Annotated in this window: 18 protein-coding genes; 7 read left to right on the forward strand and 11 right to left on the reverse strand. The window is 73.8% G+C overall.

Annotation, left to right across the window (positions count from 1 at the left end):
* The coding region (locus ABWK99_RS06110; protein ID WP_372593814.1) for an HAD hydrolase family protein at positions 1–876 on the forward strand (876 nt) is incomplete at its 5' end.
* Between the two features lie 30 nt (positions 877–906).
* On the opposite strand, the gene ABWK99_RS06115 is transcribed toward ABWK99_RS06110, so the two are convergent.
* The 9 genes from ABWK99_RS06115 to ABWK99_RS06155 all read right to left on the reverse strand — a co-directional run bounded on the left by ABWK99_RS06115 (position 907) and on the right by ABWK99_RS06155 (position 8267).
* Complete coding sequence (locus ABWK99_RS06115; protein ID WP_372593815.1) at positions 907–1434, reverse strand: O-acetyl-ADP-ribose deacetylase; 528 nt, start codon at positions 1432–1434, stop codon at positions 907–909.
* Between the two features lie 50 nt (positions 1435–1484).
* A complete protein-coding gene (dtd, locus tag ABWK99_RS06120) occupies positions 1485–1907 on the reverse strand; it encodes a D-aminoacyl-tRNA deacylase (protein WP_372593816.1) in 423 nt (140 codons plus the stop codon).
* Positions 1904–2881, reverse strand: coding sequence for an asparaginase (locus tag ABWK99_RS06125; RefSeq protein WP_372593817.1), 978 nt, complete (start codon positions 2879–2881; stop codon positions 1904–1906). The genes dtd and ABWK99_RS06125 overlap by 4 nt, the downstream gene beginning before the upstream one ends.
* Positions 2878–3207 (reverse strand): DUF2516 family protein, encoded by a 330-nt coding sequence (locus ABWK99_RS06130; protein WP_372593818.1) that lies wholly within the window; start codon positions 3205–3207, stop codon positions 2878–2880. The genes ABWK99_RS06125 and ABWK99_RS06130 overlap by 4 nt, the downstream gene beginning before the upstream one ends.
* Before the next feature lie 90 nt (positions 3208–3297).
* Positions 3298–4200, reverse strand: a complete 903-nt coding sequence (locus tag ABWK99_RS06135) for a GGDEF domain-containing protein (RefSeq protein ID WP_372593819.1) — start codon at positions 4198–4200, stop codon at positions 3298–3300.
* A gap of 197 nt (positions 4201–4397) precedes the next feature.
* Positions 4398–5456 (reverse strand): GGDEF domain-containing protein, encoded by a 1059-nt coding sequence (locus ABWK99_RS06140; RefSeq protein ID WP_372593820.1) that lies wholly within the window; start codon positions 5454–5456, stop codon positions 4398–4400.
* Positions 5457–5572: 116 nt separating this feature from the next.
* The gene (locus ABWK99_RS06145) at positions 5573–6670 is read right to left on the reverse strand and encodes an FUSC family protein (RefSeq protein ID WP_372593821.1); all 1098 of its coding nucleotides are present in this window, start codon (positions 6668–6670) and stop codon (positions 5573–5575) included.
* Positions 6667–7758 carry a folate-binding protein YgfZ gene (locus ABWK99_RS06150; protein ID WP_372593822.1) on the reverse strand — a complete coding sequence of 364 codons (1092 nt, stop codon included), beginning with the start codon at positions 7756–7758 and terminating at the stop codon, positions 6667–6669. The genes ABWK99_RS06145 and ABWK99_RS06150 overlap by 4 nt, the downstream gene beginning before the upstream one ends.
* Positions 7755–8267: an FABP family protein gene (locus ABWK99_RS06155; RefSeq protein ID WP_372593823.1), complete on the reverse strand. Its 513-nt coding sequence runs from the start codon at positions 8265–8267 to the stop codon at positions 7755–7757. The genes ABWK99_RS06150 and ABWK99_RS06155 overlap by 4 nt, the downstream gene beginning before the upstream one ends.
* A gap of 161 nt (positions 8268–8428) precedes the next feature.
* Here ABWK99_RS06155 and ABWK99_RS06160 point away from each other — a divergent pair, with 161 nt between their 5' ends.
* Positions 8429–8797 (forward strand): DsrE family protein, encoded by a 369-nt coding sequence (locus ABWK99_RS06160; protein WP_372593824.1) that lies wholly within the window; start codon positions 8429–8431, stop codon positions 8795–8797.
* A gap of 39 nt (positions 8798–8836) precedes the next feature.
* Here the strand turns inward: ABWK99_RS06160 and ABWK99_RS06165 are convergent, their stop codons facing one another.
* Positions 8837–9571: a hypothetical protein gene (locus ABWK99_RS06165; protein ID WP_372593825.1), complete on the reverse strand. Its 735-nt coding sequence runs from the start codon at positions 9569–9571 to the stop codon at positions 8837–8839.
* A 130-nt stretch (positions 9572–9701) separates the two neighbouring features.
* On the opposite strand from ABWK99_RS06165, the gene ABWK99_RS06170 reads away from it, so the two are divergent.
* From ABWK99_RS06170 to ABWK99_RS06180, 3 genes are all read left to right on the forward strand, one after another.
* On the forward strand, positions 9702–10418 hold the full coding sequence (locus tag ABWK99_RS06170) for a winged-helix domain-containing protein (protein ID WP_372593826.1): 717 nt from the start codon (positions 9702–9704) through the stop codon (positions 10416–10418).
* 114 nt (positions 10419–10532) lie between these two features.
* A complete protein-coding gene (nhaA, locus tag ABWK99_RS06175) occupies positions 10533–11801 on the forward strand; it encodes a Na+/H+ antiporter NhaA (protein WP_372593827.1) in 1269 nt (422 codons plus the stop codon).
* A 9-nt stretch (positions 11802–11810) separates the two neighbouring features.
* Positions 11811–12746, forward strand: a complete 936-nt coding sequence (locus tag ABWK99_RS06180) for an alpha/beta fold hydrolase (RefSeq protein ID WP_372593828.1) — start codon at positions 11811–11813, stop codon at positions 12744–12746.
* Here ABWK99_RS06180 and nth read toward each other — a convergent pair.
* Positions 12644–13456, reverse strand: a complete 813-nt coding sequence (nth, locus tag ABWK99_RS06185) for an endonuclease III (protein ID WP_372593829.1) — start codon at positions 13454–13456, stop codon at positions 12644–12646. The two genes, ABWK99_RS06180 and nth, sit on opposite strands and share 103 nt — an antisense overlap.
* Before the next feature lie 152 nt (positions 13457–13608).
* Between nth and ABWK99_RS06190 the strand changes: the two genes are divergently transcribed.
* Positions 13609–14049, forward strand: coding sequence for a hypothetical protein (locus tag ABWK99_RS06190; protein WP_372593830.1), 441 nt, complete (start codon positions 13609–13611; stop codon positions 14047–14049).
* Between the two features lie 101 nt (positions 14050–14150).
* Positions 14151–14332 (forward strand): cyclic nucleotide-binding domain-containing protein (locus tag ABWK99_RS06195; protein WP_372593831.1); only part of this gene is annotated, 182 nt, incomplete at its 3' end.

Here is a 14332-nt window from a genome sequence, read left to right on the forward strand (position 1 = left end):
CCGGTGAGCGACTCCCCCACCCCCCGGGTCCCGTCGGACGCCGAGCTGCGCGAGCTCGGTTCAGGCATCCGTCTCGTCGCCGTCGACATGGACGGCACGCTTCTCGACGGGAACCACGAGGTGCCGGAGTCGATCTGGCCGCTGGTCGCCGAGCTCGGGCGCCGGGGGATCGTGTGGTGCCCGGCGAGCGGGCGCCAGTACGCGACCCTCGCGAGGGACGTCGTCCGCGCCGAGGCCGAGACCGTCGTCATCGCCGAGAACGGGGCCTTCGTCGTCCGGGACGGTGTCGAGATCAGCTCGGACGTGATGGCACGGGACATCGTGGTCGACGCCGTGGGAGCGGGGCGTCGCCTTGCGGCCGGGGGCCTGCCGGTGGGGACGGTCGTGTGCGGGAAGCACACCGCCTACATCGAGCGGACGGACCAGGACTTCCGCACCGAGGTCGACCGGTACTACGCGGAGGTCACCGTCGTCGACGACCTGCTGGCCGTGGACGACGGAGTCCTCAAGGTCGCCCTGCACGATGCGGGCCCCGCCGCCGAGACGACCTACCCGGCCCTCGCGCACCTGGCCGAGACCCATCAGGTCGTCGTCTCCGGGGCCCACTGGGTGGACGTGATGAACAGCGGGGTCCACAAGGGAGCAGCGCTGCAGTCCGTGCAGCGGGCCCTCGGCATCGGCAGCCGGGAGACGGTGGCCTTCGGCGACTACCTCAACGACCTCCACATGCTGGGAGCGGCGGACCTCTCCTTCGCGATGGCGAACGCCCACCCACGGATCCGTGCCACGGCACGGTTCGGGGCACCGGCCAACACCGAGGACGGTGTCGCGCGCATCCTGGCAGGGCTCCTCGGGGTCGGGCTCACCGCACGCTGAACCGCGGCGACCGGCGCACCTCGCTCCCCCTCAGGCCGCGAGCGCGCGCTCGAACTCGGCGAGCGCGGCGTCCGAGACGAGGACGAAGCGCACCTCCTCGACCGTCGCTGCCGCCGGCGCGGACGCCGCCCAGGCCCGCACCGCGGCGACCGCGATCCCGGCCACGTCACGCATCGCCCACCCGTAGACGCCGGCGCTGACGGCAGGGAAGGCGACGGACCTCGCCCCGAGCCCCGCCGCCACGTCGAGAGACCGGCGGAAGCAGGAGGCCAGGAGCTCGGGGTCCGTCTGCCCCGCGTGACGGTCGGGCCCGACGGTGTGCACGACCCAGCGCGCGGGGAGGTCGCCTGCCTCGGTCGGGACGGCCTCCCCCACCGGGAGCCCGTCCGGCCACGAGGTGCGCCGCACCTGCCGGCAGGCGGCGAGCAGCGCCGGGCCCGCGGCCGCGTGCAGGGCGCCGTCGACCCCGCCGCCACCCAGCAAGGAGGGATTCGCGGCGTTGACGACCACATCGGTCCCCGTCGTGGTCAGGTCTCCCAGCACGGCAGTGATGCGCATGCACCCAGGGTGCACCACGCTCCACCTGGCGCGGCGGGCCACCCGCGGGATCAGGCCTCGAGCAGGATCGTCACCGGGCCGTCGTTGACCAGCTCCACCGCCATGTCCGCGCCGAATCGGCCCGTCGCCACCGGGAGGCCACGTGCCCGGAGCGCCTCGACCACGGCGTCCACCAGCGGCTCGGCCACCGGCCCGGGGGCGGCCGCGTTCCACGTCGGCCTGCGGCCCTTGCGGGTGTCGGCGTACAGGGTGAACTGGCTCACCACGAGCACGGCGGCCCCCGCGTCGACCACCGAGGTCTCCCCGCGCAGGATGCGGAGCTCTGCGACCTTGCGGGCGATGAGCTCGACCTGCGCCGGACCGTCCTCGTGCGTGGCGCCGACCAGGACGAGCAGGCCCGCCCCGATCTCCCCGACGACGTCCCCGTCCACCCGGACCGCCGCGGAGGTGACGCGTTGCACGACGGCCCTCATCGGGTCACCACCTCCACCGGCGGTGCGGGCAGGAGCGCACGGACCGCGCCGACGGCCTCGCCGTGGCCGAGGACGACGGTCCGTCCCATCTCCCGCAGCGGAGCGTGGTGCTCGGCGGGAAGGAGGCGGGCGAGCGCCTCGGCCACCACCGCCCGCACCGGGCGGCCGCTGCCGTCGGCGACCTTGAGCGCGAGGGCCGAGCCGTCGGGGAGCGCCGCGGCGAAGACCCCCTCGGCGCCGTCCTTCGCGACGAGCCCCGGCACGGCTGCCAGGATCGCCGAGACGTCCCGATGGGGACCGCCGACCAGGTGCGGGTGCGTGGCAACGGCACGCGCCACCGTGTGCTCATGGGTCCCCGGCCCGGCGGTGGCGATCCGGGAGAAGGCGCGGGCCAGACCGCGCAGCGTCGTGCTGAACAGCGGCGCCCCGCAGCCGTCGACACCGACCTGGCTCACCGGGACACCCGTGAGGTCCTCGAGAGTCCTGCGGATCACGCGCTGGAGCGGGTGCTCCGGGTCGCGGTAGGTCCGGGTGTCCCAGCCGGCCAGGACGCAGGTGGCGAGCATGGCTGCGTGCTTGCCCGAGCAGTTCTGGGTGAGGCTCGACGGCCCGTGGCCCGCGGCCCGCCAGGCGAACGCCGCGTCCTGACCCAGCGGAAGGTCGGGCGTGTTCTGCAGATCGGCCTCGTCAAGGCCCGCCTCGGCGAGCACTCCACGGACCAGGTCCAGGTGCAGCGCGGTGCCCTCGTGGCTCGACGCGGCGAGCGCGAGCCGGTCCTGGCCGATCCGCAGCCCTGCGCGGAGCATCGCGACCGCCTGGATCGGCTTGACCGCCGATCGCGGCCACATCGGCTCGTCGACCTCGCCGAGGGCGAGCACGTCCCCTGACGCCGAGCGGACGAGCAGGTGACCGAGGTGGACGGACTCGACCAGGCCCGAGCGCTCGACGACGGCGAGCGGAACCGCAGCGGTCACCAGCCGCCGCCGGACTGCGGTCCGCGCGGCCCACGACGCATCGGACCGAGGGCCGGCTTCACGTCGTACTGGTAGACCAGGGCCGCCACGGCGCTGCCCAGGGCGAGGAAGGACAGCAGACCGAGGCCGATCGGCGCAGGGATCGCCACGAACGCGACGGCGAGGGCCACCCCGAGGAGAGTCGTCCAGAACTGCTTGGTGCGCTTGCCCGCCGCAGGGAACGCCGCGGCCGGACGCCGCACGGCGTCGAGGAACGCGACCAGACTCATCACGAACACGGCGAGGTACAGGGCGAGGAAGATGTAGACCTGAAGGGTGCGGATCACGCACGGAGCCTACGAGACCCAGCCGTGAACGGCATCGTCCCCCGTCGACCACCCGGGCCCCCGGGGCGGTCAGCGGGGCGCGCACCCCGCTCAGGTGGCGAAGGCGAACCGCCCGCGTCCGCCGAGCTTGGCCCGGTACAGCGCCTCGTCGGCCCCTACGTACAGGTCCGTGAGCTGGACGGCGTTCCCGGCGGGGACGTGGCACACCCCGACGCTGGCGCTCAGCCGGATGTCCTGCCCGGCGTGCGTGACCGGGAGCGTGCCGATGCAGTCCACGATGCACTGGGCGATGCGCTCGGCCGAGTCACGCGTCGCTCCGGGGAGCAGGACGGCGAGCTCGTCCCCGCCGAGCCGGGCGACGGTCGCGACCGAGCCGGCACAGCGCCGGACGAGGGAGGCGACGTGCACGAGCGCGCGGTCACCAGCGGGATGCCCGTGGGTGTCGTTGAGCTCCTTGAAGTGGTCGAGGTCGACCACGAGCAGGGCTGCCCCCGGCGCACGCCGACGGTCGCGGGCCCGCGGGCCCCCCAGGAGCCCGTCCGCCACGCGCTCCAGCTCACGCCTCGTCGCCAGCGAGGTGAGGGCGTCGACGCTCGCCTGCTCGGCGAGCCGTGCGGCCAGCACCGTCTGCTGCGTGACGGCGTTCGAGGTGAGCACGGTGGCGGTCACCACGAGCATGCCGACGGAGGCGGTGCTGAACAGGGCCATCTCGGCGTCGAACATCGACAGGTTGATCGCCAGGTCGGCGCCGACGGTGGTGGCGGCGACCACCCAGGCTCCGGCCGGGCGCAGGTACTGGGCACCGAACACCACGGGGTACAGGAGCCCGATCTGCCCCGTGACTCCCGGCTCGGGCGCGGCGAGGTTGATCTGGAGCAGCATGAGCGGGCCGCACAGCGCCGCCGGAAGCCACGCGAGAGCCCAGCGTTCCGACCGGCGGGCGAGGGTGGCCAGCACGAGGATGAGCAGTCCGCACACCGCGGCGATGGTCACGGTGGCTCTCGACGACGAGGAGTGACCCGAGAGCAGTCCCCACACCTCGAACGTGACGGCCGCTATCGCGGCTCCCCACGCGAAGACGGTGGCCCCGCGCGCCGTGCGCAACGAGTCACGTGGCCCCAACTCAGTTATGACTCGCCCCCACACTCCACGAGCGTAGGCCCCGGGCCTCGCGCCGACCGGGACCTGCGTCACGCGACGATGACCCGGCCGCGCCCCGCGAGCTTCGCCTCGTACAGGGCCGCGTCGGCCGCGGCGTAGAGCTCGGCGAGCCCCTGCGCGCGGGACGCGGTCACATGGGCAACACCGATGCTCAGGCTGATCGGGATCTCGCCGCCCTGGTGGCGCAGCGGCGTGCTGGCCAGTGCCTCCACCACGGCCTCGGCCGCGCGCGAGGCGTCCTGGGCCGTGCAGCAGGGGACCAGGAGGGCGAGCTCGTCGCCACCGAGCCGGGCGACCGTCACATGCGCCCCGACGCTCCCGCGCAGCACCGCGGCGACATGGACGAGAGCGGCGTCACCGATCGGGTGCCCGTAGGTGTCGTTGAGCGACTTGAAGTGGTCGACGTCGATGATCGCGAGTCCCGTGCCCAGGGAGAAGTCCCCGGGAAGGCACGGTGAGGCGAGCACCTCGCTGGCGACCTCCTCGAGCCGTCCGCGGCTGAACAGACCCGTGAGCGGGTCGATCGCCGCGGCCGTGCGAAGCTGGGCCGTCAGCTCCTCCTGGTGCCTCGACAACGCGATGAGGACGAGAGTGACCATCGCGAAGCACGGGAGGATGACGACGATCTGGGCAAGGGCCGTCGGCCCCGGGACGAGCGACACGACGATCGCCGCGTCGGCGAGGGAGGCCAGTGCCGTGATGACCCACGCCGCCGGCGCTCGCAGATGAGCACCCGCGTACACGATCGGGTAGACGAGGCCGATCTGGGCGGCAGCCGAGCTGTCCCCCGTGCCGAGCCCGATCCACAGCACGATCCCGATGCCGAAGAGGGGCGCGCTGACCCACAGCGCGCGCGGTGCGCGCTCGGGGACGGTCCACGCGACGAGGGCGATCCCGAACAGCGCGGCACCGAGCGCCGTGGCGGAGATCTGCGTGAGCGATGTGCTCCCGGGCAACCCGCTCAGCGCGGCGATGACCTCGTAGCCCACCGTCACCGCGGCAGCGATGACCGCCGAGATCGCCAAGGTCCGCCCGGCCGCGACGCGGTCGCGCGGCTCCAGCAGCGCGCGCGGGGGCTCAGTGGACACATGATCACCATCGGCACCGGTCCCACCGGCCTTGGTACTCCGTGGGGGTGACGGAGCGGGTGAAGTGCCCCGCGACGTGCGCGAAGGCACCGGGTGGCCGTCGCCCGCCCCTGTGCTCACAGCTCAGGCAGCCACGCACGGGCCTGCCCCGGCTCCACGCCGGCGGCCTCCTCCAGGTCCACCACGAGCGAGCGGACGAGCATCACCAGGCTCTGCACGTGCCAGTCCTGCGGTGCGACCACCCGTGGGTCGGTGCGCCGCGCGACCTCGGCGAGCCGCTCGCGCACCTTCTCCGGCGACCCGCTCCCCGCCAGTGCGGCACCGAGGTCGTCGGCACAGATGCGCAGGTCGACGACGATCGCGGCGAGCGAGTCGAGCGCCGCCTCGAGCTCGGGGGTGCCGGTCTGGGCCACCACGGCCCGGGCGCGCCGGACCAGGACGCGCAGGTTGCGCATCGCGCGGTCGGCGAGGACGGCTGCCGCCTCGAGCTCCCCGAGCGCCGGCAGGTGCTTTCGGAAGGCGGGAGAGACGCGGGCCGCGTCCCGCGAGGCCACCGCTGCCGAACGCCACTGGTCGAGCACCGGCTGGGAGGCACGCCCGCGCACGAGGGCCTCGTCGATCTCCTCCGTGCGGCGTGAGCCCAGCCCCCCGGCGAGCACCTCGAGCACCGAGGAGATCTCGCGCATTCCCTCGGCCGCGAGGGACCGCACCCGGCGCCGGGGGTCCTGCGGGGAGAGAACGGCGACGATGAGGGCCAGCACTCCCCCGACCACGGCGTCGAGCCAGCGGTTGACGGCGCCGCCGGACGAGGTCGCGGGGAGCACGACGATCACCACGGCCTGGACCCCCGCCTGGACCGCGAGCAGGTCGCCCCGGTCGATGAACCGCGCGAGCAGCACGGCGATGAACAGCACGACCGCCACCTGCACGGCGCCCGCACCGATGATGTGCACGAAGAGGTCGCCGGCGCCGACGCCCACGGCGACACCGATCGCGAGCTCGGCGACCCGACGCGGTTGCCGGTCAGCGGTGAAGCCCAGGGCGATCCAGGCGGAGGCGGGGGCGAAGAACGGGAAAGCGTGCCCGAGCCCGTAGCGGGCGATCGCGAAGGCCAGGCCGGCGGCGACGCTCGCCAGGAGCACGGGCACCAGGGCGCGACGCACCCGCGCCCATCCCTGGCGGCTCCGCGCCTGCAGGACGAGGTCGAACCTCACGTGCGCGTCGGTGGCCGCAGCCCGCGGGTCACCTGCGGAGCGGTCCGGACGGCCGGCTGGTGATCGGGACGGACGACGATCTCCTGGGCGGCTGCGACCGCGCCGTCCTGCGCCGCGACGAGCAGGGTCTCGTCGGCAGGGACGGAACGCCGGATGACGGCGAGCGCGATCGGCCCGAGCTCGTGGTGCCGGGCGACGCTCGTCACCACCCCCACGGCACGCTCCCCGGCGAGGACCTGAGCGCCCGGCTCCGGCAGGACGTGTCCCGAGCCGTCGAGGTGCAGCAGCACCAGCCTGCGGGGCGGACGCCCGAGGTTGTGCACGCGGGCGATGGTCTCCTGGCCGCGGTAGCAGCCCTTGTTCAGGTGCACCGCCGTACGCAGGAGGTCGAGCTCGTGCGGGATGGTCCGGTGGTCGATCTCGGCGGCACGGGGCCGCCATGCCGCGATGCGCAGGGCCTCGGTCGCCCAGGTCCCGGCGAGTCGGGCACCCTCCGCCTCCCGCGCGGCGACCTCCTGCGCGAGCGCGGACCGCGGGACGAGGACGAGTCGCCACGGTCGCGCGGGATGGTCCTCGTCCGGCGGCCCGTAGTCGGCCCCGCCCGCCGCGGTGCGCGGCCAGGGGTCACGCCAGACGATCTGGCCGCCCGGCTCGCCCTCCGCGTCGACGGGTTCGCCGATCGCCGCCCACTGCTCGGTCACGTCGGCCACCTCGACGCGGAGCATGAACCGCATCCGGTCGAGCCACGCGACGAGGCCGGCGGCCGACTCGGTGAGCAGCCACGTCGTCGCGCCGTCGTCGACCACACCGGCCAGGTGCTCGACGTGCCCCTGCGGGCTCAGCACGGTGAGCTCGGTCGAGGTGCCGGCCGGGAGCCCGCTCAGGTGCTGGGAGGTCAGGGAGTGCAGCCATGTCAGGCGGTCCGGTCCGGTGACCGTGACCACCCCGAGGTGGGACTGGTCGACGACCGCCGACCCGGCCTCGAGCGCGCGCTGCTCCGCGACGGGATCGCCGTAGTGCCAGGCGACACCCGCGTCGGGGCCCGACGCCTCGACCGCACCCGGCCGGCCCAGCAGGGGGCTGCTCATTCCTGCCGGGTCATCTGCGCCGAGGCGTAGGACTGCAGGGGCTCCCCGAACGCCGCGATGTCCCAGGTCCACAGCAGGTCGCCGTCGACGAGCCCGTAGAGCCTGCGTGCGGCGCTCAGCTCGGCCGCGTCGGGGCTCCGCGCGATGAGGTCGCTGACCAGGTCGATGCGACCGTTCCCCACGGCCCCTGCGTAGAGGGTGAGGTGCCCCGCGGGGTCGGTGATCAGCAGCTCGACGGGGCGCTGCTCGGCGGGCAGCCCCTCCGGGCGGTCCGGCGGGACGCGCCAGAAGCCGCTCTCGGTCGACCAGACGGTGTCGTCGCCGTTCAGACGCAGCGTCGACGTCCACCTCAGGTACGGCCCACCGTCGTGGTCCACGACGACGTCCGCCACGATCCCCGCACGCGGGACGCCCGGGTAGACGACCTCGCCCTCACCGTGCCAGCGGCCGACCAGCCACGCGATCGGGTAGACCTCCGGCGCGAGGCCTTCGGGCAGCACGAAGGCCATGGATCAGCGCTGACCCTTGTAGAGCTTGAGCACGGCGTACACGGCGAACCAGCCGATCGTCAGCGTCGCCGCGACGAGCAGCCCGATGTAGAAGAGTTCGAGTCCGGACATGGCACCGATCCTACGGGGCCTCGTCGACTCCTGGGTCCTAGGCTGGCCCGATGGAGCCCTCCCGCCCCCTGGTGGTCAAGACGACGGCGGGCGTCGAACGCCTCGAGGCCTGTGCCCAGGCGTTCACCGTGGCCGCGACCGCCGTGGCCGCCGGCGCGAGGGTCAGCCTGTGGTTGACCGGCGAGGCGTCCTGGCTGGCGGTCCCCGGGCGCGCGGCCGAGGTCGAGCTGCAGCACTCGACACCCCTCGACCAGCTCCTGGACGTCGTCCTCACGGCCGGCACGGTGACGGTGTGCACGCAGTGCGCGGCTCGCCGGGGCCTCGTCGAGGCGGACCTCGTACCGGGGGTGCGCATCGCGGGCGCGGCGAGCTTCGTGGAGGAGTCGCTCGCCCCGGGCGCGCAGGCGCTCGTCTACTGACGGGCCTCGCCACCCGACGCGTGCCGTTCCGGCCGGCACTCAGCCGAGGAAGATCCGACCCAGGACGTAGACGACGATCCCGCTGAGGGACACCGGCACGATGAGCGCCGCGACGGAGGCCCACCGGCGCTCGAGCGCCGGGACCTGGTCGACGAGGGCGTGCAGCACGGAGACCACCAGACCGACGGCGAGACCGATCAGCCCTCCGCTCACCGGGTCGATCCGCGGCATGACGACGCCCGCCGCACCACCGCCGATCATCGCCGCGGCGGAGGTGACCAGCACCGCGACCCAGCCTCCGAGCGGGACCGCCGAGACCGCCGCGCCGACCGCGAGAGCCACGGCCCCGACCACGACGAGACTCTGCCCACCGGGGATCCGCACGGCCGAGATCCAGCCCGCTCCGGCCGCTGCGACGAGCACGCCGGTCACGGTCCCCGCGACGGAGTCGAGCAGCCGGGTCCGTCCGTCCTGCCGGGCCATCTCGTTGACGAAGGTCAGCAGCACGGCGAGGGCGACCACGACGGGCAGCTCCCGGAGGTAGGGCCCGCCCTGCGTGGCCGCCACGACACCCGCTCCGCCGGCACCGCCGAGCGCGACGACGACGAAGGCGCCGAGCGGAACCGGGAGGTTGAGGAGCCGCGGCCACCCGAAGGCCAGCGCGAGGGAGAGGAGCACGACGACACCGGTGACGACCCACGGGTCCAGGACGGCAGCGCCGGCCACGAGCGCAGCGAGGACGGCCGTGAGCACGGCCCGCGTCGAGACGTCCATCAGCGCTCGACCACGTCGTCGGGAGTCTGATGGGGCGCCACGGGGCAAGTCTCGCAGATCGAAGGTCGCCCTCGTGCGTGCCGCCCGGGCGGTACGGTTGGGCGTCCACGTCACGATGGAGGCCCGCTCCGTGGCAGACCTGCTGCTGCTCACTCCCTCCTCGGGGGGTTCCACCCAGGTGCTCCCTGCGCTCGGCCTGCTCGCGCACAAGGTCCGGGTGCTCCCCGTCGAGCCCTCGGCCCTGCTCGACGCACCGGACGCCGACGTCATCGTGCTCGACGCCAGGCGCGACCTGGCGACCGCACGGTCGACCTGCCGACTGCTCAGGGCCACCGGGCTGACCGTCCCGCTCGTGCTCGTGCTCACCGAGGGCGGGCTGACCGTCGTCACCGCCGAGTGGGGCGCCGCCGACATCCTGCTGGCCGACGCCTCCCCCGCCGAGGTCGAGGCCCGGCTGCGCCTGGTGATCGAGGGCTCCTCCGTGCAGCGCGCGGGGGACGAGCCGGAGGAGATCTCCTCTGGCGACCTGACGATCGACGCCAGCGGGTACACCGCCCGCGTGCGTGGCCGTCCGCTCGACCTCACCTACAAGGAGTTCGAGCTCCTCAAGTACCTGGCCCAGCACCCGGGCCGGGTCTTCACCCGCGCTCAGCTGCTCCAGGAGGTCTGGGGCTACGACTACTTCGGCGGGACCAGGACGGTCGACGTCCACGTCCGTCGCCTCCGCGCCAAGCTGGGCTCCGAGCACGAGCAGCTCATCGGCACGGTCCGCAACGTCGGCTACCGCTTCGACCCGCAACGTGACCGTCGCGAGGCAGAGGCCGTCCAGGCGGTCGACGCCGACTGACCGTCGTGGCCGGCCACCCGGCCACCACCGCCCCGGACCCGCAGGGCCCCGCGGGCGAGGCTCACCTATCCTGAGGTCCGCACACCCCGGCACCGGACCACCAGGAAGAGGCGCATGGCACGCAACACGAGGATCCGTCGACTCGTCAACGCAGGACCGCGCCTCTTCGCGCGGCTCTCCGCCCGCGAGGAACGCAGCCTCGCGGACGCCCTGCGTGCCGAGACCACGGGTGGCGCCCTTCTCCTCGTGGGCACGGTCATCGCGCTGATCTGGGCCAACTCCACCTGGAGCGGGACCTACGAGCACCTGCGCGAGATCGTCATCGGCCCCTCGGCCCTGCACCTCGACCTGAGCATCGAGCACTGGGCGAGCGACGGGCTGCTGACGTTCTTCTTCTTCGTCGTGGGGCTGGAGCTCAAGCGCGAGATCGTCGCGGGAGAGCTGCGCAAGCCGGCGACGGCCGCGCTGCCGATCGTCGCCGCGATCGGCGGGATGGCCGTACCCGCCCTCTTCTACGTCGCCGTCAACGCGGGTCGCGGTGACCTCGGCGGATGGGCGATCCCGACCGCCACCGACATCGCCTTCGCCGTGGCCGTGCTCGCCGTGGTCGGCCGCAGCCTGCCCAGCTCGCTCCGCGCCTTCCTGCTCACCCTCGCGGTCGTGGACGACCTCCTGGCGATCATCGTCATCGCCGTCTTCTACAGCGACTCGATCGAGCTCGGGTGGCTGGCCCTGTCCGTCGTCGCCGTCGTCGTGTTCGGGCTGCTGACGCGGCGTGGTGTGACGAGCGCATGGCTGCTCATCCCGCTCGGGGTCACGGCATGGGCCCTCATGCACGCCTCGGGCGTGCACGCCACGATCGCCGGTGTGCTCCTCGGACTCGTCGTGCCCGCCACGGCTACCGCGGACGGGCACAGCCTCGCCGAGCGCTTCGAGCACCGGTGGCGGCCCGTCTCGGCCGGCGTGGCCGTGCCGATCTTCGCGCTGGTCGCGGCGGGGGTCTCCGTCGACGCCGACTCCCTGTCGGCCGCGCTTCGCGACCCGGTGGCCCAGGGCGTCGCGCTCGGCCTCGTGCTCGGCAAGCCGATCGGCATCCTGGGCACCACCTGGCTCGTGTCCCGCGTGACGAGGACTCCCCTCGCCGAAGGCCTCGGCTGGCGTGACGTGGCGGCAGTGGGCTCCGTCGCGGGGATCGGGTTCACCGTCTCGCTGCTCATCGGGGCCCTCGCCTTCGACGAGGGGTCCGAGTTCGCCGAGCACGTCCGGGTCGCGGTGCTCGCGGCCTCCGTGACCGCTGCGATCATCGGGGCCCTTCTGCTGGCCCGTCGCGACCGCCACCACCGGCGCAAGCAGTTCGCCCGGGACCAGCTCACCGCAGGGTAGGTTCAGCGCGTGACCGACTCGTCCGCCGTACTCGTCGACGGACCGTGGCAGCACCGTTTCGTCTCGGCGAACGGCGCACGCTTCCACGTCGTCGAGGCCGGCACCGACCCCACCGCGCCTCTCGTCGTCCTGCTGCACGGCTTCCCCGAGCACTGGTGGGCCTGGCGGCACCAGCTGCCCGCGCTCGCCGCCGCCGGCTACCGGGCGGTCGCGATGGACCTGCGCGGAGCGGGGGCCTCGGACAAGCCGCCGCAGGGCTACGACATGCCGACGCTCGCCCGTGACGTCGCGGGGGTGATCCGCTCCCTCGGCGCCCAGGACGCCGTCGTCGTCGGGCACGGGCTCGGCGGGACGATCGCGTGGTCGATGCCCTCGCTCCAGCCCCGGGTCACGCAGGCGATCGCCGTGTTCTCCTCTGCGCACCCCAGCCGGCTGCACACCTCGGCGATGACCTGGCCGCTGGCGACCCGCGCGACGGGTCGGCACCTGGCGTTCTTCCAGCTGCCCCTGCTGCCCGAGCGGCGGCTGACCCGCGGCGACCTGGTCCCGCGGCTGCTCGCGGAGTGGTCCGGCCCGGGGTGGCCCGACCGGGCCACCGCCACGACCTACCGCGAGGCGATGCAGATCCCGTTCGCCGCCCACTCGGCGATGGAGGTCTTCCGGTGGCTGGCGCGCTCCACGCCCCGGGTCGACGGTCAGCGGTACCTCGCCGCCGTCCGCGCACCCGTACGGGTCCCGGTGCTCCAGGTCCACGGCGCGCAGGACCACTGCATCCCTGCCTCAGCCGTGGGCACGGGCCGGCACGGCAGCCCGTTCCGCTTCGAGACCGTCCCCGGGGCCGGTCACTTCGTGCCGGAGGAGGCACCCGGGCGCTCGACGGAGGTGCTGCTCGACTGGCTGGGCAGCCTCGACGGCGCCCCTGGACCGACGATCCCCTCGGTCTGACCGGGGACCGGCGCCAGGTGCGCCGAGGGCTTGACCAGCCGCGCGGCGGCGACCGGGTCGCTCTCCCCGATCCCGGCCGACGGGCACCACTGCGCGACGGGGCACGCCCCGCACGCCGGTGTGCGCGCGTGGCAGGTGCGGCGACCGTGCGCGATGACCCGGTGGGAGAACATCGTCCAGTCGCGGGGGCGCAGCAGAGCGCACAGGTCACGTTCGACCGCGACCGGGTCCTGCTCCGTCGTCAGGCCGAGCCGCGTGCTGACCCGGAGCACATGGGTGTCCACGGGCAGTCCGGGGATCCCGAAGGCGTTGCCGAGGACGACGTTCGCCGTCTTGCGGCCGACCCCGGGCAGCGCCACGAGATCGGCCATCCGCGCAGGCACCTGCCCGCCGTGCCGTTCGACGAGGGCCGCACCGAGTCCGGTGACCGACCGGGCCTTGGCGCGGAAGAAGCCGGTAGGGCGGAGCAGCTCCTCCAGCTCGTCCGGATCGGCGTGCGCGTAGTCGGCGGCGGTCGGGTACCGGGCGAAGAGCGCAGGGGTCACGAGATTGACCCGCACATCGGTGGTCTGCGCGGACAGGACCGTCGCGACGAGCAGCTCGAGCGGGTTGCGGAAGTCGAGCTCGCAGTGCGCGTCGGGGTACCTCTCGCCGAGCGCCCTGTCGATCCGACGGGCCCGTCGGGTCCTGGCCAGCGGGGTCTCGCTCATGCCCGCGAGCCTAGGCGGCGCCACGCCTTCGGGTGATACCGCAGGACCGTTGGGGTGATCGGCCGACCGTGTCCTCAAGCCTCGCTCCCCCCTCACCGATGCGTGGGGAGAAGACAGGCCGATCCCCGGCTGCCCGAGGAAAGTAGGCGCGCGTGCCCCTCCATGACCCCTGGGACGACGGGGCGCTGCAGGAGGTGCGACGCACCCTCCGCCAGGAGAAGCTCGAGGTGGGTCGGTGGCGCAGGTTGCTGCGCGCGCGGCTGGACCTCCTGGTCGGGGCCTACGCGCCGCCCGAGATCCTGGGCACCACCGGGTGGGAGCACCTGCCCCCCTCGCGACTGGACCTCCCCCTCGCCGGGGAGCTCGCGGCAGCCATCTGGACCGGCACCGAGCCAGAGGACCGCGTCGCGCTGATGCGCCGCCTGCGCGACCTGGACCGCAGCCTCGCGGCCTATGCGGCAGCCCTCGACGGGGCGCTGGACGACACCACCGACGAGCTGCTCACGCGCATGGGCGCGGGTGCCGTCGACGCCCTCGCACAAGGGCTCGCGGAGGCCGCGGGGGACATCGTCCGGGCCCCCGACGTCCGCTGAACCGTCCCAGTAGGGCAGGATGATCCCCGGGGGCAGAAGAGACTCAGGTCACACCGGGAGGAATGTGCGTCGTGGATGACGATGTGGTGCTCAAGGCGCCCTTGTTCGCAGCCATCGGCCCGACCGCCGCCCGCGCCCTGTACGAGTCGATGACCCGTCTGGACCTGCCGCGCGGACGATCGGTCTTCCACGAGGGCGAGCTCGGCGACCGTCTGTACCTCATCGCCACCGGCGCGGTGAAGCTCGGCCGACGCTCCCCCGACGGGCGCGAGAACCTGCTCTC

Origin of the sequence: Actinotalea sp. (assembly GCF_041597215.1) — a bacterium.
Taxonomy (GTDB): Bacteria; Actinomycetota; Actinomycetes; order Actinomycetales; family Cellulomonadaceae; genus Actinotalea.